The following is a 22,214-nucleotide window of genomic DNA, read 5'->3' on the forward strand; positions in this document are numbered from 1 at the left end:
TCTGCTGCTTCACGCGTGATCCTGGAAGCGCGCACGGATGGCATCCAGTTCGTGACGGACTCGCGCGGCATCGAGGTCCCGGATATCGGCGCGGTTGTCGCGTCCTGACCGGAGGTGCTTGGCAGCCAGTTTAGATAGCCAGTTCGTTCGCATGACACCAGTTTTCCGACCAACTGGCTTGCTTTTCAATAGCCAGTTGGTCGATACTGGCTTCAATGTCGATCGAGATGTCAGCCAGATCACTTGACGAAGTCCTTCTGGCACGCGAATTGGGCAACTGGCGCACCTCCAGCCTCAGTGGCCCCGCCTATCTGGGCCTGGCCGACGCCATCCGGCTGCTCATCGTCGACGGCCGCCTCCCCGTCGGCGCCCGGTATCCGAGCGAACGCGCGCTGGCCGACGCCCTGCGCGTCTCCCGCACCACCGTCACCGCGGCCTACGCCCAGCTCCGCGAGGACGGCTACCTCAACGCCCGGCGCGGCGCCCGCAGCACCACGGCCCTGCCACACACCGCGCCGACTGCCGGGCCGAGGCCCATCGTCCGAACGGGCACGCTGAGCCTGGCCGACGCCGCCCCGTCCGCACCGGCGGCCGCCACCCTCGAGGCCTTCACGCGCGCCACCCAGCGTCTGGCGCCGCACCTGCACGACATCGGCATCGAGCTCACCGGCGTCCTCGAGCTCCGCCAGGCCATCGCCGAAAGGTATTGCGCCAGAGGACTTCCCACCGATCCCGACGAGATCATGGTGACCAGCGGGGCGCTGCACGCCATCAATCTGGTGCTGGCCACCTATGCCCGTCCAGGCGACCGGGTGCTGATCGAACAGCCGACGTACCACGGCGCCATCTCGCTGATCGCCGCGTCCGGAGCCCGACCGGTGCCGGTCAGCATGACCGACGACGGCTGGGAACTGGACGCCGTGCAGGCCGCCATGCGGCAACTGGCCCCCAATCTGGCGTACCTGATCGTCGACAACCACAACCCGACCGGGCTGAGCCTGCCGGCCGCGGGGCGGGAACGGCTCGCGCGCATCATCTCGGAGACCCGGACCCGCACCATCATCGACGAAACGATCTGCGACATCTGGCTGGACGAGCCACTGCCGCCGCCACTGGCCTCCTACCTGGAGAGCCGACGCGACCTGGTGATCACCGTCGGCTCGATGTCGAAGTCGTTCTGGGGCGGGCTGCGGGTGGGCTGGATCCGTGCCGAACGGTCCACGCTGGCCGCCATCGCCGCGGTGCGGCCGTCTATCGACCTGGGCACCGCCATCGTCGAACAACTGGCTTCGGCCGACCTGCTCCGGCAGGCCGACACCGTGCTGCCCGCCCGGCGCGAACTGCTGCGCGCCCGCCGGGACCTCGTGAGTTCGCTGCTGCGAGAACAACTTCCGGACTGGACGGCCAGCCCCTGCCACGGCGGCATGTCGATGTGGATGCGGCTACCCGCACCCATGAGTTCAGCGCTGTCCGCCGCGGCATCCCGGATGGGGCTCGTCATCCCGGCGGGTCCCCGATTCGGGGTCGACGGCACCCTGGAGCGCTTCATCCGGGTGCCCTACACCCAACCCGAGGAGCGCCTGCGCGAATCGGTTGCGGTGCTGGTTCAGGCGTGGCGCGGCGTCACCGGCGCCGGTGCACCGGACGCGCACGCCGTCATGGTCTGAGCGGTATTACTGCTGGCTCTGGATCAGGCCGATGCAGGTGCCGAGGTGCTCCGGCGTGCACGGAATGCCGTTGACCGTCTGCAACCCACCGACCGACTGGGTGATCTGTGCGCCCGTGCCGCTGTTGGACGTCTGCGGCGGCACGGCCTGCGGGCCACTGCCATTCGCCGTGCCCTTGACGCACACGCCTTCGAAGTGGCTCGGCACGGTCCCCCACGGGCACGCGTAGGCCGGCGCGGCCGCCGTCAGCGAGACGACCGACAAGGGGCCGGCGACCAACGCGACAGCACTCACACCAACCAGAACCGCACGCTTCATGTCACCATCTCCCACACGCTTACGCAGCAAATCAATATCAATAGTCACCACTGTAACGCGACAGCGGTCCCGGTGTGTCCTGGCTACGGAATATCGACCCGGCGCACCACACCGTCGACGGCGTCGGCGGCCTCGATCTCGCCCCGCGTGATGCCGAGGATGAACAGCACGGTGTCCAGATACGGGTGGCTCAACGAGGCGTCGGCGACGGCCCGCAGTGCCGGCTTGGCGTTGAACGCCACCCCGAGGCCCGCGGCCGACAGCATGTCGATGTCGTTGGCGCCATCGCCGACCGCGACGGTCTGTTCCATGGGCACGCCGGCCTGGTTGGCGAAGTCACGCAGCGCCTTCGCCTTGCCCGGACGGTCGACGATCGGGCCGGTCACCCGTCCGGTCAGCTTGCCGTCCACGATCTCCAGGTGGTTGGCCGCCACGAAGTCGAGCATCAGTTCCTCGGCCAGCGGCTCGATCACCTGACGGAACCCGCCGGAGACCACACCACAGTGGTAGCCCAGCCGGCGCAGCGTACGCAGGGTGGTCCGGGCGCCCGGAGTGAGCTCGATCTGATCGGCGACCTCGTCGACCACCTCGGCCGGCAGACCGGCGAGCGTGGCCACGCGTTCCCGCAGCGACTCCTCGAAGTCGAGCTCGCCGCGCATGGCCGCCTCGGTGATCGCGGCGACCTTGGCCTCGGCGCCGGCACGCGCGGCCAGCATCTCGATGACCTCACCCTGGATCAGGGTCGAGTCGACGTCGAACACGATGAGCCGCTTGGCCCGCCGGGCCAGGCTGTAGTCCTCGAGCGCGATGTCGACGCCCTCGTCGACCGCGACGCGGGCCAGCGCCGCCTGCAGCTGCGCGTAGGCCCCGCCCACCGGCGGCACCGACACCCGCAGTTCCAGCCCGGTCACCGGGTAGTCGGACACACCGCGGATGAAGTCGATGTTCACCCCGAGCGCCGCGACCTCGCGGGCGACGACCGTGAAGGCCTCGGCGGTGATGGGCCGGCCCAGCACCACGATGGTGTGGGTCGACGGCTCGGTCAGGACGGGCTGGTCGTCACTGCTGTCGATCGTGACATCCAAACCCAGCTCCCCGATGGCCTGCTGCACGTCGGTGCGCAGGACCTCGCCGGCCACCTCGGCCGGCACCGCAACGAGCACGCCGAGCGTCAGGCGGCCACGGATGACCACCTGCTCGACGTTCAAGAGTTCGATGTTGTGCCGCGACAGCACGCCGAACAGCGTCGACGTCACACCCGGCTTGTCCAGTCCGGTGACGGTGATCAGCACCGACCCGTTCGATTTGCTTTCCTGCGTCATCCGTTAGGTCCCCTAACGCAGAACCGCCCGCGCCTTAGGCGGGTCGCTCCGAACGGATCCGGGGCAGCTCGGTGAAGTTGTGCCGCGGCGGCGGGCAGCTGGTGGCCCACTCCAGGGAGTTGCCGTAGCCCCACGGGTCGTCGACCACGACGGGCTCGCCGTAACGCCAGCTCTTGAACACGTTCCACACGAAGGGCAGCGTGGACAGGCCCAGGATGAAGGCACCGATGGTGGACACGACGTTCAGTGTGGTGAAGCCGTCGGTGGGCAGGTAGTCGGCGTAACGACGCGGCATGCCCTCGTCACCGACCCAGTGCTGGACCAGGAAGGTGGTGTGGAAGCCGATGAAGGTCAGCCAGAAGTGCAGCTTGCCGAGGCGCTCGTCGAGCAGACGTCCGGTCATCTTCGGGAACCAGAAGTAGATGCCCGCGTAGGTGGCGAACACGATGGTGCCGAAGAGCACGTAGTGGAAGTGCGCGATGACGAAGTAGCTGTCCGTCACGTGGAAGTCCAGCGGCGGGCTGGCCAGCAGCACGCCCGACAGACCACCGAGCAGGAAGGTGATCAGGAAGCCGACCGAGAACAGCATCGGCGTCTCGAAGGTCAACTGCCCCTTCCACATGGTGCCGATCCAGTTGAAGAACTTGATACCGGTCGGGACCGCGATCAGGAACGTCATGAACGAGAAGAACGGCAGCAGCACGGCGCCGGTGGCGTACATGTGGTGCGCCCACACGGCGACCGACAGAGCGGCGATACCGAGCGTCGCGTAGATCAGGGTGGTGTAACCGAAGATCGGCTTGCGGCTGAACACCGGGAAGATTTCCGACACGATGCCGAAGAACGGCAGCGCGATGATGTACACCTCGGGGTGGCCGAAGAACCAGAACAGGTGCTGCCACAGCAGGACGCCGCCGTTGGCGGGGTCGTAGATGTGCGCGCCCAGGTGGCGGTCAGCGGCCAGGCCGAACAGCGCGGCGGTCAGCAGCGGGAAGGCCAGCAGCACCAGGATCGAGGTCACCAGGATGTTCCAGGTGAAGATCGGCATGCGGAACATGGTCATACCCGGGCAGCGCATGCAGACCACGGTGGTGACCATGTTGACGGCGCCGAGGATGGTGCCAAGACCACCGACGGCCAGGCCGACGATCCACAGGTCGCCACCGGCACCGGGCGAGTGGATCGCGTCGGTCAGCGGCGAGTAGGCGGTCCAGCCGAAGTCAGCGGCACCACCGGGGGTGATGAAGCCGGCGATGGCGATCATCGCGCCGAACAGGAACAGCCAGAAGGAGAAGGCGTTCAGACGCGGGAACGCGACGTCCGGGGCGCCGATCTGCAGCGGCAGCACCAGGTTCGCGAAGCCGAACACGATCGGGGTGGCGTAGAACAGCAGCATCACGGTGCCGTGCATGGTGAACAGCTGGTTGAACTGCTCGTTGCTCAGGAACTGCAGTCCCGGCATGGCCAGCTCGGTGCGCATGAACAGCGCCATCAAGCCACCGATGAAGAAGAACACGAAGCAGACGACGCAGTACATGATGCCGATCAGCTTGTGATCGGTGGTGGTCACCAGCTTGTAGATCAGGTTGCCCTTGGGGCCCATACGCTCCGGGAACGGGCGACGAGCCTCGAGTTCTCCGATTGGGGGCGCTTCGGCTACCAACAGATCCTCCAAATGTTCCGGGCGAATAGTTCGAGCACACGGGGCATCCCATGTTGTCTGCCGGTGATCTTATCCCCCATTGCACAGCCTTGCGGCGAGGGTCCTACAAACTGTCGTAATTGGCTGGACCGGCCGCCGGCGTCGGCGTGGCGCCGGCGGCCGCGACCGCGCCTCATCTGGGCCGGACCGCCTGAGTGTTACCGTCGGCCACGTGCAGTTTCCGACTCTCCGTACCCGGCCGGCCAGCGCGAGCGCAGCGGTCCTCACCGCCCTCAGCGCGGCAGCCGCGACCGTCCTGACGGGCTGTTCGGGCCACACCAGCGACCCGCCGACGGCGAACTCGGCTCCCATCACCAGCACCACGCGTATCGCCACCTCCGGTGTGTTGGGCAACCAGCGCCGGCCCGACGACTCGTGCGCGCCGGCCCCGGCAGCACTCGAGGACGGCCCGCCGACGCGCTCGGTGCACCATGCGGCGGGAGACACGGACGTCAAGGCCGACCCGCAGCGCATCGTCGTGCTCTCGGGTACGGCACTCGACGCGCTGTGCGCGCTGGGACTGCAGTCCCGCGTCGTCGCCGCGGCGACCCCGACGGATTCCTCGGGCCAGACGTCGTACCTGGGCAGCGCCATCCACAACGCGCCGACGGCGGGCACCCGGAGCGCGCCCGACATGGCGGCTATCAAGGGCGCCAATCCCGACCTGATCATCGGCTCGCAGGCGTCGGCGACGTCGGACACCTACGGCGCCTTGTCGGCGATCGCGCCGACCGTGCTCACCGGACCGTCCGGCGCGGCCTGGCAGGACGATCTGCGCATGGTCGGTGCGGCCACCGGTCGCGGTGTCGCCGCCGGCGCACTGGTCGACGGATTCAACGCCGACGCCTCGAAGGTCGGCGGACAGAACGACGCCCCGCATTTCCAGGTGTCGGTGGTGCAACTGACCGAGGGCACCATGCGGGTCTGGGGCGCGAACAACTTCCCCGGCAGCGTGCTGGCCCGGATCGGCGCGGATCGGCCTGCGCCACAACGATTTACCGACAAGCCGTACCACGAGATCGACATCTCGAAGCTGCGTCCCAGCACCGATTTCTCGTCGGCCGACGGTGACATCGTCTATCTGTCATTCGATTCCCCGGCTGCCAAGGAACAGGCCAAGACCCTGCTCGACAGCCCGGCCTGGAAGAAGCTCGCGGCCACCCGCGACAACCGGGTGTTCATCGTGAACAACGAGGTGTGGCAGACCGGTCAGGGCATCGTGGCGGCCCGCGGCATGCTCGACGACCTGCACTGGCTCAACGCGCCCATCAACTAGTCCACCTCCTGCAGGGCCTGCTGACCGAACTGCCCCAGACCCAGCGAACCGTCGGGCAACACCAGCTCGCCCGTCTCGATGCGCTGCCGGAGGTAGGCGAAGGTCTGCGCGGTCTGCGCGAAGAGGTGCTCGCCGGCCCGTAAGGTGGGGCGGCTCTTGGCTTCCGGGGTGGCGAACTGCGGGAGCGGTTTGACCTCGGTGTAGTAGTCGACGTTGAAGAACAGCGGGAACGAGTACCGCTCCTCGGCCACCTTGCGGACCCGGTGGCTGGTCGCCACGAACGCGCCGTTGGTCCACAGCTCGAGCAGGTCGCCGATGTTGACGACGAACGCGCCGTCGACCGGCGGGACGTCGATCCACTCGCCTGCCCCATTGAGCACCTCAAGTCCCGGCGCGGTGGGCTTGAGCAGCGTGAAGCATTCGTAGTCGGTGTGCGCGCCGATCCCGATGCTGTCCTTGGCATCCGGGTTGTAGGGGTAGTGGATGAGCCGCAACTGGCTCGGGGTCTTGGTGGTGTGCCGGGAGAACACCTCGGGGTCTTCGCCGAGCGCCACCGCGAATGCCCACAGCAGCCGCTGCCCCACCGCCAGCAGCGCCTGGTAGTAGGCGGTCACCGCCGGGGCGAAACCCGCGAGCTCCGGCCAGGCGTTGGGGCCGAGCATCGGGTTTCCGGAGAGATAGTCCGGGTCGTCGACGGGCAGGTCGAGCGCGGTATCGAACGCTTCTTTCAGGTCCGGGACGGTGCCCTCGAGGCCCTCCTCCCCGATCGGCACATAGCCGCGGTGGCAGCGGGAGAGCCCGATGTAGTTGCGCATCTTCTCTTCGACCGGCAGCGCGAAGAACTCCTTGACGGCGGCGAGCATGGCGTCGAACAGCGACTCGTCGATACCGGTACCGCTGATGTAGAAGAAGCCGACTTCGGCTGCCGCACGGCCGATCTCGGCAGCCACCCGTTCCTGCTCGGCGCGCTCGGGTGAGTACAGTCCGCTGATGTCGATGACCGGCACCGACGTGAATGACGTTATGCCACTCATGAATTCACATCCCCTTCCGATTCATCCACCGTCCAGCGCACGCCGTTGGCCTGGATTTCGTCGCCGCACATCACGATTCCGAGCTGCTGGTAGGCGGCATCGCCGACGGTGCCGATGAGCACCTGGCCGCGATCGGCCCAGCCGAACAGCCCGCCGGCCCGGACCAGCAGAGCCTGAGCGCCGTCCGCTCCGGAAAGGAACACTGCGCCCACCCGGCCGTCGTCGTCCGCGCCGTCGCCGCCCGGGTCGCGGACCCAGTGTTCGATGTAGTTCTCGTGCACCCCGGCTTCGACGAGAACCTCACCGTCCCAGGTCATCACGCCGGCATCCGGAAACGGACCGGGCGGCTCCACGTCCACGGCACGATGCCACTCGAAGACGTCGCCGTGCTGCGCCAGCGTCCCCGCGAAGCCGCGCGAGTCGACGTACGCCGTCAGCCCCTGCAGCCACAGCACTCCGGGTTCGTCGTCCCGGGTGCCGTCCGCCCCGATCAGCAGGGTGCGCCGCCACAGCCCGGCGCACTCGGTCATCTGCACGGTCACGAACTCTGCTCCCATCGGTCATGCAGTACCTGCAACCCGTCGGCGGCGGGAACCCCGAGTGCCCGCACCCTGGCGATCCCACCGTCCGGGTAGGCCTGCACGCGCAGTGCGGCCACGCCGGCCACATCGACCGGGAAGACCTGTCGCGCATCGGGAATCAGCGTCGTGCGCGCCAGCACCGGGACATCGAAAGCGACCAGACCCCAACCGTGTTCACGATCGGCACCACAGCGGCTGCCGAGCACCGATACCTCGGGGCTGGCGTTGAACACAAAGTAGGAGGTGTCGATCTCGATCCGGAGCAGGTCGGCGGGGACCGCGAACGAGATGATCACCGCATCGTGGGTGTCGGGCCCGACATCGCGGCGCCGCCGGGTCTCCCACCCATCGCCCATGTTGTGCGGTCGGTTCGGGGCGATCAGCGAGCCGGCGCTGGAATAGAAACTGTCGCTGCACCATTCGACGCGCCCGCCCTGCTCGAGGCCCGACACCTCGACGGTGACACCGGCCCACAGTGCCGGGTCCGGCACCACTTCGCCGTAGGCACGCAGCCGCGCGACACCACCGTCGGATTGCAACCGCAGGCGTAGGTGCGTCCACCGGCGCCGGTCTGTCACGGCCAGCAGATTGTGCGAATCCGCCTTGAGCACAGTCATTTCCACTATCGGGGTCCACACCACGGCGGGGCCGGCCGGATCCTCGGTACGTTCCAGCGCGCAGGCGTCGACGGCGCAGGCGGTCGGGTGATTGCCGGAGAAGAACCGGGTGTCGACGTCGATGCTGTGTAGCCGGCCGGCGGCACCCAGCCGGATGATCGCCCAGTCACCGTCCCGGCCTGCGTGGCGCTTGGTCTCCCAGCCGTCCACCACTTCGCCGCGCAGGTCGTAGGTACCGGGCACGAAGGCGGGCTCGGCCGGATCGACGAGCCGTTCCTTGAACCCGAACGATTCATCGCTGGCCGCCACCACGCTGCCTCCGACGACGCGGGAGGCGAGATCGACGTCGGTCATGAGCCCGGAACTCCCGACCCCAGCGCTGTCGACAGGGGCCAATGACTGCGCGGATTGTCCGGCCCGGGTGCGTAAACCCCGGCCTTGCTGGTGGACAAACCGAGCCCGACGACGGCTTGTGCGAGGGCCACCGCGGCGGCCACCCCGTCGACGGCGGGAACACCGAGTTTGGCCGAGATCGCCGCCGTCACACCGGCCATCCCGGCGCAGCCCAGACAGATCACGTCGGCGCCGTCCTCGCTGATCGCACGGGCCGCCTCGTCGACGATCGCCTGCACGGCACCGGCCGGGTCGGCGTCCACCTGTGCCGTGCCCAGTCCGCAGGCCCGCACGGAAGCGCAGTGCGCGTTCAGCCCGGCGAGCAGCAGACGGTCTTCGATCGCGGGGATCGACCGGGCCAGCGTGGTGATCACCGAGAACCGCCTGCCGATCAGATGGGCGACGTGCGCGGCGCATTCGGCGATGTCGAACACCGGCACGGTCAGCATTTCCGCCAGCGCATCGCGCCCGTGCTCACCGAATCCCGCCAGCACGACCGCATCGAAATCGAAGGCCCCGTCCCCGGTGAGCCGGGCCACGACATCCATCACCCCGACCGCCGACAGATAGCTCTCTGCCGCGGAATCGATGGCCTCCGCCCCGAAATGCGGTGACATGCAGACGATCTCGACCCCAGGATGGGCCGCCGTCCGTGCGGCATCCGCGATCTCGGTGGTCATGGCCGCCGAGGTGTTGGGGTTGAGCACCAGAATTCTCATACCGACTCCCCTATCCGGGCCAGCGCGGACCTGCCCGCCACCCACGTCTGCAGCACCGAACCACGCAGGCGCACACCGTCGTACGGGCTTACTGGGTGACGGTGCCGCAGCGTGGCCGCGCTCACCGTCTCTTCTACGTCGGGGTCGAAAGTGCACAAGTCGGCCCGCAGACCGACCGCGATCAGGCCGCGGTCGCTGTAGCCGGCCAGGGCCGCCGGTTGCTCCGACATCCACCGGCTCAGGTCCGCGAGCCCGAAACCGCGTGCGGCGGCCTGGGTCCACACCGCCCGCGGACTGAGCTGCAGTGAACTGATCCCGCCAAAAGCCCGGCCGAAATCGCCGCCGGCTTTGAGCTGCGGCGCACACGGCGAGTGGTCCGACACCACCAAATCCAGGGTGCCGTCGTGCAGCGCGGACCACAGCATCTCCCGGTTGGCTCCATCGCGAATAGGCGGACAGCAGGCGAATTCGGTTCCGCCGTCCGGGACCGCCTCGGCAGTGAATGTCAGGTAATGCGGACAGGTTTCGGCTGTCACCGCAATCCCGGCCCGCTTGGCCGCCGCCAACCGGGACAGCACCGCGGCACTGGAGACGTGCACGACATGCGCCCGGCCCCCGGTCTCCCGCGCCGTGTCGATGACCAGCGCCACGGCATCCGCTTCAGCGGCATCCGGGCGCGACTCCAGGAACGACCGGTATCGGCGACCCGATGGCGCCGGCCCGGCGTCGATCACTCGGTGACTTTCCGCGTGTACCAACATCACCGACCCCAGTTCGGCGACACGTGCCATGGCGTCCCGGAATTGCGCAGGGGTCAGGTGCGGAAAATGCGGGTTGCCGGAATCAGCCAGGAAACACTTGAAGCCGCGTACCCCGGCCCGCTGCAGCAGCGCCAGCTGATCCAGGTTGTCCGGTACCACACCGCCCCAGTACCCCATATCGACGTGGCAATTATCCTCGGCCGCAGCCTTTTTCACATTCAGTGCCGCGACGCTGGTAGTGACCGGATCACAGTCCAGCGGCATGTCCACCAGCGTCGTGGTACCGGCCGCGGCGGCCGCCGCGGTCGCGGTGTCAAACCCCTCCCAGTCGGTGCCCGGATCGTTGATATGAACGTGCGTGTCGACAAACCCCGGCAGCAACACCGCGGAGTCAGGTATCCGAATCTCCTCGGCCGCAGAGTAATCCGCGTCGACGGGCCCGATGAACTCGATCCTGCCGGCGGACACGCCGACCGACGCCGGGCGCAGATGACCGTCGACAAGTGCCTGATCCGCGCGCAGTACGCACTGCATCACACCGGACCGAACCTGTGGTGGAAATGCTCGGTGAGGTCCGGCCAGACATGTGGGTCATGTCCGGGGATCAACTGGAACCCCTTGTCCGCGGCCAACTTCTTGAGCTTGCGAATCGGCTCGATGGTGTCCTGCGGGTCGACGTCGATGAACCCACCGATGGCGAGCTCGTGCTCGATGTTCTCGGTGAGATCAGCTGCGTCGAAGGCGAATACGAAGCCATCACCGCCGACGGACTGGTCCAGTTGGACGACGAAGCTCTGATGACCCGGCGTATGCCCGTACGTGGGCACCGCGGTGAGCCCCGGGGCTATCTCGGCTTCTCCATCAGCCAGGCGCCATTCGATGTTCGGATCGTCGAAGTCCACCCGATTGATCGCATTGCGTTCGGGCTCAGGATGATTCGACAGCCCGTACTCGAGTTCGCGGCGCTGGGCATGTACCGGTACCTTGCCGGCGAACAGTTTCAGGCCGCCGGCGTGATCGTGGTGCAGGTGGCTGAGGGCGACGGTGTGGATCTCATCGAAATCCACCCCGACCTCCGCGAGCCGCTGCTCGATGGGCTCGCCGGGACCGGGCAGCACCGGGCGGTACTCGACGGTCGGGAAGTACCGCCGGTACAGCGCCGGGTCACGTATGAGCGCGGTGTTGAAGCCGGTGTCGAGCAGTACCCAACCGCCGTCGGTCTGCAGCAGCACCCCGGGCACCGGTTCGCGCATCCGCTCCTCCGGTGGTGCGCCGTACACCGACACCGACTTCGGCAGTTCCTCCCAGCCCAGGGTCAGCAGGATGATCCGCCGCACCCCGGGCTTGCCGACGAGCGTTGCCATCAGCCGACCGAAAGCGCGTTCAGGCGAAGCGAGTTCGGGTTGGTGACGACGTGTGCCTGTTCGATTCCCTTCAGCCAGGGCTGGGTGACCATGAAGTCGTTGACATCAGCGACATTCAGCCAGCAGCCGGTCTTGACCGCTTCCACACCGGCGGTCGAGAAGTCGGTGGCCGAGGCGTTCGGCAGACCCGCAGCGAGCGCCGCGCTGACCGGTGGCGCTGAACACCCGAAGAAGTTCAGGCCACCGTCGGCGTCCCACGAGATGTGACCCCAGGTGTACGGCGACGGCGCATCCGGCCAGCCGAGGTAGGTCATGATCTCCGGTGCGGCCTGGCCGTCACCACCGACCCAGCCATAGATCTCCGACGTGGGGTACGCCTGCACCTTGGCAGTCAAACCGGCAGCGGCCAGTTCGGTCTGAATCAGGTTGCTGATCAGCTGGTTATCCGGGTTGCTGGAGTCGTAGCCGATGGTGACGGACTTCTGGTCGGCCGGCAGTTTCCCGGCGATTTCGGACAGCGCAGACAGATCGTGCGGGACCGACTGCTTGCCGAATTCGGCGGCCATCATGTTCGGCGGGTAAATCTGCTCGGCCTTCTTGCCGCGCCCGAAATACGTCTGCTTGACCAGTTCGTCGACGTCGATCGCCTGCATCACGGCGGTGCGATTCTTGACGTCGGTCATCATGCCCTTACGCGGGTTGACGTACACGTAGTTCGACATCATCGTCGGCAGCGAGTAGTTGGAGAACGACTTGTTGTTCAGATAGGACTGGACCGCTGACGACGGCAGGTCGTGCAGGATCGCAGCCACCTGGCCGTTGTTGAACTGCAACTGCTGCGCCGACACGTCCGTGATGACCGGGATGTCGACCTTCTCGAAATACGGTTTGGTCCCCCAGTAATCAGGGAAGGCGGCGAGTGCGTAGTGCGAGCCCACCTGGGCATCCGTCAGCACGAACGGGCCGGTACCGAGATCATGGGTGGTCAGGTAGGCCTGTGCGTTGTCGGCAGCGCCGTTCTTCTTCAGGCCTTCTGGACTGAGCATGCGGGGACCGTAGGGACACGCCAGGTAGTCGAGGAATGCCGAGTTCGGCGCCTTGAGCGTGATGGTGACCCCGTAATCACCTTGCGTGGTAACCGATTCCACATCCTTGACCATGTAGGCCGGGCCCTGGTTGACCGCCAGCCTGCGATCGAACGACGCCTTGACCGCCGCCGACGTGAACGGCGTGCCGTCGTGGAACTTGACGCCCTCGCGGAGTTTGAACGTGTACACCTTGTTGTCCGGCGATGCGGTCCAGCTGGTGGCCAGCAGCGGCTCCAGGACTGCCTTGTCGACGCCGGATTTGTATTGCAGCAGCCCTTCATAGCTGTTGGTGGTCAGCAGCAGACCCTGGCCGGCGTAGTAGATGTCGGGGTCCGGCGGCTGGCCTGGGTCCTGCAGGAACGACAGGTGCAGCACTTTGTCCGTCGGAGCGGCGTTCGGTGTGCCACCGCCACCGGAATTCGAGCCACCGCAACCACTTAGCGTCAACATCACGGCGGCACCGGCGGCCGCGTACCGCCACCCGCCACGTGCGCGAGCGGGGACCTTGTGGCTCTTCATCATCGGGCAACTCCTTCGAGGGCGGGTTCGGACACTTCGGTGGACATCTCGGTAAAGGCGGCGACGATTTCATCGGTGGTCCGCATAGCGCCGGACTGCAGGTACTCCATGGCGTCCAGGGCAGCGTCGTGCCGGTACTCCGAGGAGCCCCCGACGCAGTCGGTGACCACCCGGACGTAGAAGTCGCGCTGGTGCGCGTCGGCGAACGTGTAGTGCACGCACACATCGGTGAGCCCACCGATGAGGATCAGCGTCGAGGCCCTGAGACCGGACAGCACGATCTCGAAATCCGTTCCGATGAAGCCGGAATAGCGGCGCTTGACGATATGGAACTCGTGGTTGGGGCCGGAGAAGTCGGGCAGCAGTGTGGGATGCAGCGGCGTGCCGGGCCGGCCGTCGACACAGTGCTCTCCCTCGGCGCCGTCGAGTTCGCGGCCGAAGTCGATCCCGTTGGGGCGGTGCACCTCTTGGAAGAACACGATCGGGATTCGCGCGGCACGTGCGGCGGCGATCAGGCGCTGCGCCCGGGCAATTCGGCCGTCGTACCCGGCCATGTGCGCGATGCCGACCAGTTCGGCCGGCATGTCTCCGGACTCCTGCATGTCAACCACGACCAGCACGGGATTGCCTACGATGAGCGGCTGTTTCGGCATCTAACCTCCTGTGATTGCGATACGTGGATCGGCGGCAGCCTGGAGCAGATCCACGACTGTGTTGATGACGACGTAGATCGCACCCAGCATCAGCGTGACGCCGGCGATCGCCGGAAAGTCCGCGACGGGAATGCTCTGCGCGATGTACTGTCCGATGCCCGGCCAGCCGAATACCTGCTCGACCACCAGGACACCCGAAAACATCAGGCCCACTTGAAGTCCCGTCATCGACAGGGCGGCGCCGACCGAGTTGCGCAGCACATGCCTGGCGAGGATCCGGGTCTCGGACAGCCCTTTGGCCCGGGCGGTCCGCGCGTAGTCACTGTCGATATCGGCCAGCAGGCTGCTGCGTAGTACCCGGCCGGTCGCGACCGCCGGGCCGATCGCGATCACGAACGCCGGCAGAATCAGGTGGTGCATGGCATCGGCCACGACATCGAGCCGCGCGTGCAACAGACCGTCGACGGTGAGCATGCCGGTCGGACCGGTCGGCGGATTCGGCACCGCGATCCGGCCGTTGGCCGGCACCCAGCCCAGGTCCTGATAGAAGACGATGAGTCCGACGATGCCGAGCAGGAACATCGGCGCCGAGGATCCGGTGAACAACACTGCCCGAAGCACATTCGCGCCCCGCCACTTCAGGGTCGTGCTGAACGCCAGCAGCACCGCGAGCGCGATGGCGATCGCCAGGCCGCACAGCGCCAGCTCCAGGGTGGCCGGGACGAATGACCCTAGATCAGACACCACCGAGTGCCGGGTCCGATACGAGGTGCCCAGATCGCCGGTGGCCGCGCCGACCAGGTAATGCCAGAACTGCACCAGGACAGGGTCGTTGAGTCCCAGCGCTGCGCGTCGAGCCGCCACCGCATCGGCAGACGCCTGCGCACCCAGCTGCGCTTTGACGGGATCGAGCGGTGAGATGTTCTGCAGGACGAACATCACTGCCGTGAGGGCGACCAGAATCGCCGCCATCGCCCCGAGCCGAGACGCTATGAATGTCTTAATGGTCGCCGACCTCTCTTCGCACAGGCACTCAGTGCCCCCACCCGGCCCGTCGTCATCAGGCGGTCGTCTTCATCAAATTGCGCAAACAGTCGCCGGAGATGTTGGCGACCAGAGCCAGCACCAGCACGCCCAGCCCCGGCATCACCGGAATCCACCACTGCTGCAGGAAATAACTCAGGTTTCGCGCCGAGTCGGCACCGAGCTCCGGCGCGGGCGCGGCTTGGCCGAGTCCGAGAAAGGACAGGCCCGCCAGGGTGAGGATCAGAGTGCCGATGTCGAGGCTGGCGGCAACCAGCGCGTTGGGCACCGCGCCCGGCAGCAGGTGCCGTCCGGCGAGCCGAAATCGGCTGACGCCGGCCAGTTTTGCCGCCTCGACATGTGGGCGCGCAGCCAGCCGCGCCACCTCCCCGCGTACCAGCCGGGCATAGAACGGCCACCACACGATGGACACCGCGATGAGCGTGTGAAGGAAACTCGGTCCCATCGCGGCCACCACCGCGATCGCCAGCACCGGTGCAGGCAGGGACAGGAAGCCGTCGGTGATGCGCATCAGCGTCGAGTCGATCCAACCGCCCGTCGCACCGGCGACCAGGCCCACGAACCCGCCGATCAGCAGACCCAGCGCCACCACCGCCAGCGCCGCCAACCAACTCGACCGCGCGCCGTAGAGCACGCGCGAGAGGATGTCGCGTCCCACACTGTCTGTGCCGAGCAGGAATCCGTGGTCACCCGGAGGTTGCAGCGGCATCCCTGCCGGGATCAGCGGGTCGTGCGGCGCCAGTAGCGGCACCGCGATGACAGCGAGAGACAACACGATCACCAGGGAGAAGCCGACCCAGTTGACGATCATCGAGCGCGACTGCGGCAGGGCCAGGCGCAGCCGGCCGCGGACCAGGCTCGGGGCGGAGAGCGCGACAGCCATCAGGGCACCTTCTTTTCGATACAGGCCACCTGGTGTGCGCCACCGGCCTTCCCCACGAGTCGGACATCGAGTTCGTCGCCGCTGCACGCCTCGACCGAGATCGGGCACCGCGGATGGAACGCGCATCCCGTCGGCGGCGACAGCGGGCTCGCGGGTTCGCCTGGCAATACCCGTGATTCGCGTCCGAGGTCGGGAATCGCATCGACCAATGCGCGGGTGTAGGGATGCGTCGGATCTCCGATGACCTGTTCGGCCGGCCCGATCTCCACGATGCGGCCCAGGTACATCACGGCGATGCGATCGGCCACCACGCGGGCGACCGACAGGTCGTGCGTCACGAAGACCACCGACATGTCCAGACTGCGGCGCAGGTCGCCGATCAGGTTGAGCACCGAGGCTGCCAGTGATACGTCCAGCGCGCTGGTCGGCTCGTCGCACAACAACACCGCGGGTGGCACGATGGTCGCTCGGGCCAGCGAAACCCGTTGGCGCTGACCACCAGACAGTTGACCGGCACGCGATTTCGCCACCTCGGCAGGCAGCCCGACGCGGGCCAGCACCTCGATGACGGCATCGCGTCTGGCTGCCCGGGAGAGTTTCGCGCCGCGCAATCGCTCGGAGATCAACTCGCCGACCGACAGCCACGGGGTGAGTGACGCGCCCGCGTCCTGGAACACCATCTGCGGTCGTTGCTCGCCGGCCACCTCCACGCTGCCCGTGGTCGCCTTCTCCAGCCCGGCGATCACGCGCAACAGGGTGGATTTCCCCGAGCCGCTCTCCCCCACCAGCGCCAGCGATTCGCCGTGCCCCACTTGCAGCCGCACGCCACGCAATGCCTGTAGCTTGCCGCGCGGCGCGACGGCAAAGGTCTTGGTCACGTCAGTCACCGTGACAGCCGCGGGAAGGTCTACGGTGGCCGCACCGATCGGCTGTCCGACAACGGGTTCCGGTGTACCGACGGGGTCCGGCTCATGCTCGTCTGGCAGCTGCTCGGGTGTCAGCAGGCAGGCGCTGACCCGTCCGGCACCGACGGAAACCGGCTCGGGCGGTGATTTCGCGCAATCGTCGGTCACCTGCTCGCAGCGGGGGGCGAATGCACATCCCGGCAACGGCGTCAGCGCACTCGGTACCGACCCCGGCATCGCGGCAAGCCGCTTGTCACGGGCGGTCTGCAGCGTCAACCGTGAACGCAGCAGTCCCCGGGTATACGGGTGGGCGGGTGAACCGAGGACCTCTGCGGTGGGGCCGACCTCGGCGATACGGCCCGCATAGAGCACCGCGATGCGGTCGGAAATCTGAGCCGCCACCCCGAGGTCGTGAGTGATGAAGACGATGCTGCAACCGATTTCGTCGCGCAGCCGCTGCAGCAGCCGGAGTACCTGGGCTTGCACAGTGACGTCGAGTGCGGTGGTCGGCTCGTCCGCGATGATGAGGTCCGGGTTGCCGGCGATCGCGATGGCGATCATCACCCGTTGCCGCAGACCGCCGGAAAGTTCGTGCGGATAGGCACGCATCCGCCGCGCCGGGTCGGGGATACCGACCGCGGTCAACAGGCGCAGCGCTTCGTCGGCGCTGCCGGCGGCCTCTGCGACCTGCTTGCCGATCCGCATCGTCGGATTCAACGACGTCATCGGATCCTGGAACACCGCGCCCAGATCGAGCCGACGAACTGTGCGCAGCGCCTTGGCATCTCCGTGCACCATGTCCGAACCGGCCACCGAGATACTGCCGTCGATTCGGGCCGACGCCGGAAGCAGTCCGAGCATGCCGAATCCCAATACGCTTTTCCCCGAGCCTGATTCGCCGACCAATCCCAGGATTTCACCGGGCAACACCGCCAGCGATACACCGCGCAGCGCATGCACCTCACGCCCATTGCGCCGAAAGGTGACATGCAAGCCCGTGACGGTGGCCACCGCGTCGGGGTTCGGCGATGCCGCGGGGCGCGCGTGCGACGCGTCCAGTACAGATACAGCGGTGCCCATGAGCGCTCTCCCGCATTGTCATCGCCACGCCTTGGTACGTCTTCGAACCGCTGGCCTGTCAGTTGACAGTTTTCCCTTTGGACGAACCCGCCTGGTATCGCCTGGGTAAGCACGATGTAAGCAACTCGCTCGCGTGGGTAACCGCGGCATATCGCATGTTTCTGTCGCATGACAGATACGGGCGGCGATACCGGTCGGCGCCGCGATGCACCACGATGAATGGATGTCGATCACCCGCACCGGACGACCACGGCTGCACACGCAACGTCGTCCGGGCATCACCGCACGAGACGAAATACTCGATGCGGCAAGCGAATTGTTCACCACGTTGGGTTACACCGGCACGTCCACGAGAACCATTGCCGACTCGGTCGGCATCAGACAGGCCTCGCTGTATCACTACTTCAAGACCAAGGACGACATCCTGTGCGCTCTGCTGAGCCAAACTGTCACGCCGACACTGGCGTTCATCACCACCCTGAACGAAGCCACCCCGACCTTGACCGCCACCGAACACCTGCACGCACTGGCGGCCTTCGACGGAGACCAATTGCTCAGTGGCAACTGGAATTTGGGCGCACTCTATTTGCTTCCCGAGGTACGCGCCGACCGTCTCGAGCCGTTCTGGTCCGATCGCGAACGGCTTCGACTGCACTACCTGGCACAGAGTGAGAGAGTGCTGGAGCGGACCGGCGTGCATCCGGCCGCCGCCGATCTACCGTTCCGGTTGGTCGAATCCCTGGTCAACATGTGGTCGGTGCCGCACGGCCCGCGGCGATCGGAATTGCCCATGCACGTCGCCGATGCCGGCGTGCGGGTACTGGGCGTCCCCGACGCCGAGACCCCCGGACTGCGTAAGCGCACCAGCCAAGTCATCGAACTACACACCTGCCGGATAACCTCGTAGCGTGTTTCACGTACTGAACATCACGTACACCCAGCCCCTCGACGTCGTCGACCAGTCTCGGCCGGCGCATCTGGAATGGCTTGGCAAGCTGGTCGAAGAGCGGCGCATCCTGCTGGCCGGCCGGCTGGAATCGCAGGGTGGCGCCGTGCTGATCGCCTCGGACATGTCGGCCGAGGAAGCCGACGCTCTCACCGCCAGCGACCCGTACGTGCACGCCGGCGTCGCCAGCTACGAGCGGGTCAGCTTCAACGCCGGTTTCCGCGCCGCCGGACTGTAGCGCGCAATTCACAGCCGAATCCGGGATTAGTTCCGCCCCGGCTGCCGTTGAGTCTGGTCAGGGTTTCACGATTGCCCTCATTTCGTTACCTTCGCTAATCTTTTGCGTTAGGTACACGCCGCTAGGCAAGCCGAGAATGAAGAGGACTGACAAAGCATGACCACGACTGTTTCCGCCTACGCCGCGACCTCAGCGACCAGCCCGCTGACCAAGACCACCATCGAGCGCCGTGACATCGGCCCGCACGACGTGGCATTCGACATCAAGTTCGCGGGCATCTGTCACTCGGACATCCACACCGTCAAGTCCGAATGGGGCCCGGCCAACTACCCCGTCGTACCCGGCCACGAGATCGCCGGTGTGGTCACCGCCGTCGGCTCCGAGGTGACCAAGTACCAGGTCGGCGACCACGTCGGCGTCGGCTGCTTCGTCGACTCCTGCCGTGAGTGCGAGAATTGCCTGGCCGGTCTGCAGCAGTACTGCACCGGTAAGGGCGGCAACATCGGCACCTACAACGCCACCGGCCGCGACGGCACCCCCACCTACGGCGGCTACAGCACCGCCATCGTGGTCGATGAGAACTACGTCCTGCGCATCCCGGACAGCATCCCGCTGGACAAGGCCGCTCCCCTGCTGTGCGCCGGCATCACGCTGTACTCGCCGCTGCGGCACTGGAACGCCGGGCCGGGCAAGAAGATCGCGGTCGTCGGCCTCGGTGGCCTGGGCCACGTCGGCGTGAAGCTCGCCGCCGCGATGGGCGCCGAGGTCACCGTCCTGAGCCAGTCGCTCAAGAAGATGGAAGACGGCCTGCGCCTGGGTGCGCACCACTACTACGCCACCAACGACCCGGACACCTTCAAGAAGCTGGCCGGCAGCTTCGATCTGATCATCAACACGGTGTCGGCGAACCTGAACATGGGCCTGTACCTGAACCTGCTCAAGTCCGACGGCACGCTCGTCGAGCTGGGCGCGCCGGAGAAGCCGCTCGAGGTGCCGGTGTTCCCGCTGGTCGGCATGCGTCGCACCCTCGCCGGCTCGCTGATCGGCGGCATCCCGGAGACCCAAGAGATGCTGGACTTCTGCGCCGAGCACGACGTCACCCCGGAGATCGAGATCATCGAGGCGTCCTACGTCAACGAAGCCTACGAGCGCGTCATCGCCAGTGACGTGCGGTACCGCTTCGTGATCGACACCGCCACCATCTGATTCGGACGCCCGGTGGCCGACGATCCGGTAGACATCCTGCAGCGCTGGGAGCTCGCGGGCGGCGTCTGGCGGATCATCGGCCGCCGCGCGCACGAACTGACCATCGGGTTGTTCCAGTGCGACGGCGGCGAGCGCGTCGACGTGATCCGCTCCGGTGACGCCGCACTGGTCGCCTTCATCGGCGACCGGGAGTCCAACGCGGACTAGCGGACAGGTTGACGAAATTTACCGGCACGCACTATTACTTTGATCATGACGCCCACCCGCTGCGCTCCGCTGTCCCGGCTGGCTCTCGTCGGCGTGGCCATCGCCCTGCTGCCGGTGGGCGTCGCACATGCCGACCCTGACCCGGCACCGCCGCCGGTGTCCCCCGGCGTCACCGGCGTGCTGAACGACTGGCAGAAATCCGTATGTGCGCCGGGCAGTTTCACGCAAGACGATCCCGCCATCGCGGCGCGCGACTGGCCGGGCGCGGTGCGGGCGGGCACCTGCGCGAGCGCGGTGAATCCCGGCCTGACCAATGGTCTGTGGATCTCGCAGTGGACCGCCAACAGCGACATGACCTCGGCGCTGCAGCGCAATTTCATGGCGCTGTTCGCGTCCGCAGTCAGCGATCAGACGGCGATCATCACCTTCGCAGTGGCCTCGCCGGAAGCGCGGAAATCGCTTGAGCCACTGACGAAATTCGGGTTCACCATCAACCCGGTGCCGCCGCTGGCCTGACGGCCTGCACCAACGCCGAGCCAAATAACTGCGGGGCGCATTCGGCAAGCCGATACGCCCCGCAATCACAGCACTGAACCGCGTCTAGAAGTCCCAGTCCGCGTCTTCAGTATTGACGGCCTTGCCGATCACGTACGAGCTACCCGAGCCCGAGAAGAAGTCGTGATTCTCGTCGGCGTTCGGGGACAGCGCCGACAGGATCGCCGGGTTCACGTCCGTCTCGTCGCGCGGGAACAGCGCTTCGTAGCCGAGGTTCATCAGCGCCTTGTTGGCGTTGTAGCGCAGGAACTTCTTGACGTCCTCGGTCAGGCCGACGCCGTCGTACAGGTCCTGGGTGTACTCGACCTCGTTGTCGTACAGCTCGAACAGCAGCTCGTAGGTGTAGTCCTTGAGCTCGGTCCGCTTGGCCTCGTCGACCATGGCCAAGCCACGCTGGTACTTGTAGCCGATGTAGTAGCCGTGCACCGCTTCGTCACGGATGATCAGCCGGATCATGTCGGCGGTGTTGGTGAGCTTGGCGCGCGAAGACCAGTACATCGGCAGGTAGAAGCCCGAGTAGAAGAGGAAGCTCTCCAGCAGCGTCGAGGCGACCTTGCGCTTGAGCGGCTCGTCACCCCGGTAGTACTTCATGACGATCTCGGCCTTGCGCTGCAGGTTCGGGTTCTCCTCCGACCAGCGGAACGCCTCGTCGATCTCCACGGTCGAGCACAGCGTCGAGAAGATGTTGCTGTAGCTCTTGGCGTGCACCGACTCCATGAAGGCGATGTTCGTGTAGACGGCCTGCTCGTGCGGGGTCAGCGCATCGGGGATAAGGCTGACGGCGCCCACGGTGCCCTGGATGGTGTCCAGCAGCGTCAGACCCGTGAAAACGCGCATGGTGAGCTGCTTTTCACTGTCGGTCAGCGTGCCCCAGGACGGGATGTCGTTGGATACCGGCACCTTCTCCGGCAACCAGAAGTTGCCCGTGAGGCGGTCCCAGACCTCGGCGTCCTTGTCATCCTGCACACGGTTCCAGTTGATCGCGGAGGCCCTGTCGATCAGCTTCATACCTTCAGACACCGTGACCCCATTTCACCTGGAACTGTGTTTGCCGAGCTGGCACCACAGACACTACCCCTGGTGTTTACCTTCGACGAACACCGCTAAAAGTTGTGTTTTCGTGTCGCGCCGGTGAG

The 22,214-nt window shown here is 66.6% G+C and carries 21 protein-coding genes and 1 pseudogene; 7 read left to right on the forward strand and 15 right to left on the reverse strand.

Going from position 1 to position 22,214, the window contains the following annotated elements; translation table 11 throughout:
* The first annotated feature begins 215 nt into the window (after window positions 1-215).
* Window positions 216-1,667, forward strand: coding sequence for a MocR-like transcription factor YczR (yczR, locus tag AC1U2B_RS07185; RefSeq protein WP_480216245.1), 1,452 nt, complete (start codon window positions 216-218; stop codon window positions 1,665-1,667).
* 6 nt (window positions 1,668-1,673) lie between these two features.
* Here the strand turns inward: yczR and AC1U2B_RS07190 are convergent, their stop codons facing one another.
* The 3 genes and pseudogenes from AC1U2B_RS07190 to ctaD form a co-directional block, all read right to left on the reverse strand.
* Window positions 1,674-1,985, reverse strand: a complete 312-nt coding sequence (locus tag AC1U2B_RS07190; protein ID WP_260941886.1) for a hypothetical protein — start codon at window positions 1,983-1,985, stop codon at window positions 1,674-1,676.
* An 83-nt stretch (window positions 1,986-2,068) separates the two neighbouring features.
* On the reverse strand, window positions 2,069-3,307 hold the full coding sequence (serB, locus tag AC1U2B_RS07195) for a phosphoserine phosphatase SerB (RefSeq protein ID WP_043395199.1): 1,239 nt from the start codon (window positions 3,305-3,307) through the stop codon (window positions 2,069-2,071).
* Between the two features lie 37 nt (window positions 3,308-3,344).
* A pseudogene (gene ctaD, locus AC1U2B_RS07200) lies at window positions 3,345-4,970 on the reverse strand (aa3-type cytochrome oxidase subunit I); the annotation flags it as partial.
* 211 nt (window positions 4,971-5,181) lie between these two features.
* Here ctaD and AC1U2B_RS07205 point away from each other — a divergent pair.
* Entirely contained in the window at window positions 5,182-6,285 is a 1,104-nt protein-coding gene (locus tag AC1U2B_RS07205; protein ID WP_480216246.1) for an ABC transporter substrate-binding protein, read from the forward strand.
* Here AC1U2B_RS07205 and AC1U2B_RS07210 read toward each other — a convergent pair.
* From AC1U2B_RS07210 to AC1U2B_RS07260, 11 genes are read right to left on the reverse strand one after another with little or no spacing between them, the layout of a single operon-like run.
* A complete protein-coding gene (locus AC1U2B_RS07210; protein ID WP_480216247.1) occupies window positions 6,282-7,319 on the reverse strand; it encodes an isopenicillin N synthase family dioxygenase in 1,038 nt (345 codons plus the stop codon). The genes AC1U2B_RS07205 and AC1U2B_RS07210 overlap by 4 nt on opposite strands.
* Window positions 7,316-7,861, reverse strand: a complete 546-nt coding sequence (locus tag AC1U2B_RS07215) for a hypothetical protein (protein ID WP_480216248.1) — start codon at window positions 7,859-7,861, stop codon at window positions 7,316-7,318. The genes AC1U2B_RS07210 and AC1U2B_RS07215 overlap by 4 nt, the downstream gene beginning before the upstream one ends.
* Window positions 7,858-8,871: an allantoicase gene (gene alc / locus AC1U2B_RS07220; RefSeq protein WP_480216249.1), complete on the reverse strand. Its 1,014-nt coding sequence runs from the start codon at window positions 8,869-8,871 to the stop codon at window positions 7,858-7,860. The genes AC1U2B_RS07215 and alc overlap by 4 nt, the downstream gene beginning before the upstream one ends.
* Window positions 8,868-9,629: an aspartate/glutamate racemase family protein gene (locus AC1U2B_RS07225; RefSeq protein WP_480216250.1), complete on the reverse strand. Its 762-nt coding sequence runs from the start codon at window positions 9,627-9,629 to the stop codon at window positions 8,868-8,870. The genes alc and AC1U2B_RS07225 overlap by 4 nt, the downstream gene beginning before the upstream one ends.
* Entirely contained in the window at window positions 9,626-10,924 is a 1,299-nt protein-coding gene (gene allB / locus AC1U2B_RS07230; RefSeq protein ID WP_480216251.1) for an allantoinase AllB, read from the reverse strand. Before allB ends, AC1U2B_RS07225 begins: the two co-directional genes overlap by 4 nt.
* On the reverse strand, window positions 10,924-11,754 hold the full coding sequence (locus AC1U2B_RS07235; RefSeq protein ID WP_480216252.1) for an N-acyl homoserine lactonase family protein: 831 nt from the start codon (window positions 11,752-11,754) through the stop codon (window positions 10,924-10,926). The genes allB and AC1U2B_RS07235 overlap by 1 nt, the downstream gene beginning before the upstream one ends.
* Window positions 11,754-13,361 carry an ABC transporter substrate-binding protein gene (locus AC1U2B_RS07240; RefSeq protein ID WP_043395348.1) on the reverse strand — a complete coding sequence of 536 codons (1,608 nt, stop codon included), beginning with the start codon at window positions 13,359-13,361 and terminating at the stop codon, window positions 11,754-11,756. Before AC1U2B_RS07240 ends, AC1U2B_RS07235 begins: the two co-directional genes overlap by 1 nt.
* Window positions 13,361-14,014, reverse strand: a complete 654-nt coding sequence (locus AC1U2B_RS07245) for a cysteine hydrolase family protein (RefSeq protein ID WP_480216253.1) — start codon at window positions 14,012-14,014, stop codon at window positions 13,361-13,363. The genes AC1U2B_RS07240 and AC1U2B_RS07245 overlap by 1 nt, the downstream gene beginning before the upstream one ends.
* A complete protein-coding gene (locus AC1U2B_RS07250; protein WP_480216594.1) occupies window positions 14,015-15,019 on the reverse strand; it encodes an ABC transporter permease in 1,005 nt (334 codons plus the stop codon).
* Window positions 15,020-15,074: 55 nt separating this feature from the next.
* Window positions 15,075-15,941 (reverse strand): ABC transporter permease, encoded by an 867-nt coding sequence (locus AC1U2B_RS07255; RefSeq protein ID WP_480216254.1) that lies wholly within the window; start codon window positions 15,939-15,941, stop codon window positions 15,075-15,077.
* Window positions 15,941-17,926, reverse strand: coding sequence for a dipeptide ABC transporter ATP-binding protein (locus AC1U2B_RS07260; protein ID WP_480216255.1), 1,986 nt, complete (start codon window positions 17,924-17,926; stop codon window positions 15,941-15,943). Before AC1U2B_RS07260 ends, AC1U2B_RS07255 begins: the two co-directional genes overlap by 1 nt.
* 223 nt (window positions 17,927-18,149) lie before the next feature.
* On the opposite strand from AC1U2B_RS07260, the gene AC1U2B_RS07265 reads away from it, so the two are divergent.
* The 5 genes from AC1U2B_RS07265 (at window position 18,150) to AC1U2B_RS07285 (ending at window position 21,039) form a co-directional block, all read left to right on the forward strand.
* Window positions 18,150-18,833 carry a TetR/AcrR family transcriptional regulator gene (locus AC1U2B_RS07265; protein ID WP_480216256.1) on the forward strand — a complete coding sequence of 228 codons (684 nt, stop codon included), beginning with the start codon at window positions 18,150-18,152 and terminating at the stop codon, window positions 18,831-18,833.
* Window position 18,834: 1 nt separating this feature from the next.
* Window positions 18,835-19,110 carry a YciI family protein gene (locus AC1U2B_RS07270; protein ID WP_260941843.1) on the forward strand — a complete coding sequence of 92 codons (276 nt, stop codon included), beginning with the start codon at window positions 18,835-18,837 and terminating at the stop codon, window positions 19,108-19,110.
* A 156-nt stretch (window positions 19,111-19,266) separates the two neighbouring features.
* The gene (locus AC1U2B_RS07275) at window positions 19,267-20,316 is read left to right on the forward strand and encodes an NAD(P)-dependent alcohol dehydrogenase (RefSeq protein ID WP_480216257.1); all 1,050 of its coding nucleotides are present in this window, start codon (window positions 19,267-19,269) and stop codon (window positions 20,314-20,316) included.
* Window positions 20,317-20,328: 12 nt separating this feature from the next.
* On the forward strand, window positions 20,329-20,523 hold the full coding sequence (locus tag AC1U2B_RS07280; RefSeq protein WP_043395172.1) for a hypothetical protein: 195 nt from the start codon (window positions 20,329-20,331) through the stop codon (window positions 20,521-20,523).
* Window positions 20,524-20,568: 45 nt separating this feature from the next.
* Window positions 20,569-21,039, forward strand: a complete 471-nt coding sequence (locus AC1U2B_RS07285) for a hypothetical protein (RefSeq protein WP_480216258.1) — start codon at window positions 20,569-20,571, stop codon at window positions 21,037-21,039.
* Between the two features lie 84 nt (window positions 21,040-21,123).
* Here AC1U2B_RS07285 and nrdF read toward each other — a convergent pair whose 3' ends face one another.
* Window positions 21,124-22,086: a class 1b ribonucleoside-diphosphate reductase subunit beta gene (nrdF, locus tag AC1U2B_RS07290; protein ID WP_276555802.1), complete on the reverse strand. Its 963-nt coding sequence runs from the start codon at window positions 22,084-22,086 to the stop codon at window positions 21,124-21,126.
* Window positions 22,087-22,214 lie beyond the last annotated feature (128 nt).

This window comes from Mycolicibacterium sp. P4_G11, from assembly GCF_056555145.1.

Coding starts and splice junctions, on each gene's coding strand:
- AC1U2B_RS07190 (WP_260941886.1), bottom strand. CDS start 1,985: ATGAAGCGTGCGGTTCTGGTTGGTGTGAGTGCTGTCGCGTTGGTCGCC.
- AC1U2B_RS07245 (WP_480216253.1), bottom strand. CDS start 14,014: ATGCCGAAACAGCCGCTCATCGTAGGCAATCCCGTGCTGGTCGTGGTT.
- AC1U2B_RS07285 (WP_480216258.1), top strand. CDS start 20,569: ATGACGCCCACCCGCTGCGCTCCGCTGTCCCGGCTGGCTCTCGTCGGC.
- serB (WP_043395199.1), bottom strand. CDS start 3,307: ATGACGCAGGAAAGCAAATCGAACGGGTCGGTGCTGATCACCGTCACC.
- yczR (WP_480216245.1), top strand. CDS start 216: ATGTCGATCGAGATGTCAGCCAGATCACTTGACGAAGTCCTTCTGGCA.
- allB (WP_480216251.1), bottom strand. CDS start 10,924: ATGCAGTGCGTACTGCGCGCGGATCAGGCACTTGTCGACGGTCATCTG.
- AC1U2B_RS07275 (WP_480216257.1), top strand. CDS start 19,267: ATGACCACGACTGTTTCCGCCTACGCCGCGACCTCAGCGACCAGCCCG.
- AC1U2B_RS07240 (WP_043395348.1), bottom strand. CDS start 13,361: ATGAAGAGCCACAAGGTCCCCGCTCGCGCACGTGGCGGGTGGCGGTAC.
- AC1U2B_RS07255 (WP_480216254.1), bottom strand. CDS start 15,941: ATGGCTGTCGCGCTCTCCGCCCCGAGCCTGGTCCGCGGCCGGCTGCGC.
- AC1U2B_RS07210 (WP_480216247.1), bottom strand. CDS start 7,319: ATGAGTGGCATAACGTCATTCACGTCGGTGCCGGTCATCGACATCAGC.
- AC1U2B_RS07265 (WP_480216256.1), top strand. CDS start 18,150: ATGTCGATCACCCGCACCGGACGACCACGGCTGCACACGCAACGTCGT.
- AC1U2B_RS07235 (WP_480216252.1), bottom strand. CDS start 11,754: ATGGCAACGCTCGTCGGCAAGCCCGGGGTGCGGCGGATCATCCTGCTG.
- AC1U2B_RS07225 (WP_480216250.1), bottom strand. CDS start 9,629: ATGAGAATTCTGGTGCTCAACCCCAACACCTCGGCGGCCATGACCACC.
- alc (WP_480216249.1), bottom strand. CDS start 8,871: ATGACCGACGTCGATCTCGCCTCCCGCGTCGTCGGAGGCAGCGTGGTG.
- nrdF (WP_276555802.1), bottom strand. CDS start 22,086: ATGAAGCTGATCGACAGGGCCTCCGCGATCAACTGGAACCGTGTGCAG.
- AC1U2B_RS07260 (WP_480216255.1), bottom strand. CDS start 17,926: ATGGGCACCGCTGTATCTGTACTGGACGCGTCGCACGCGCGCCCCGCG.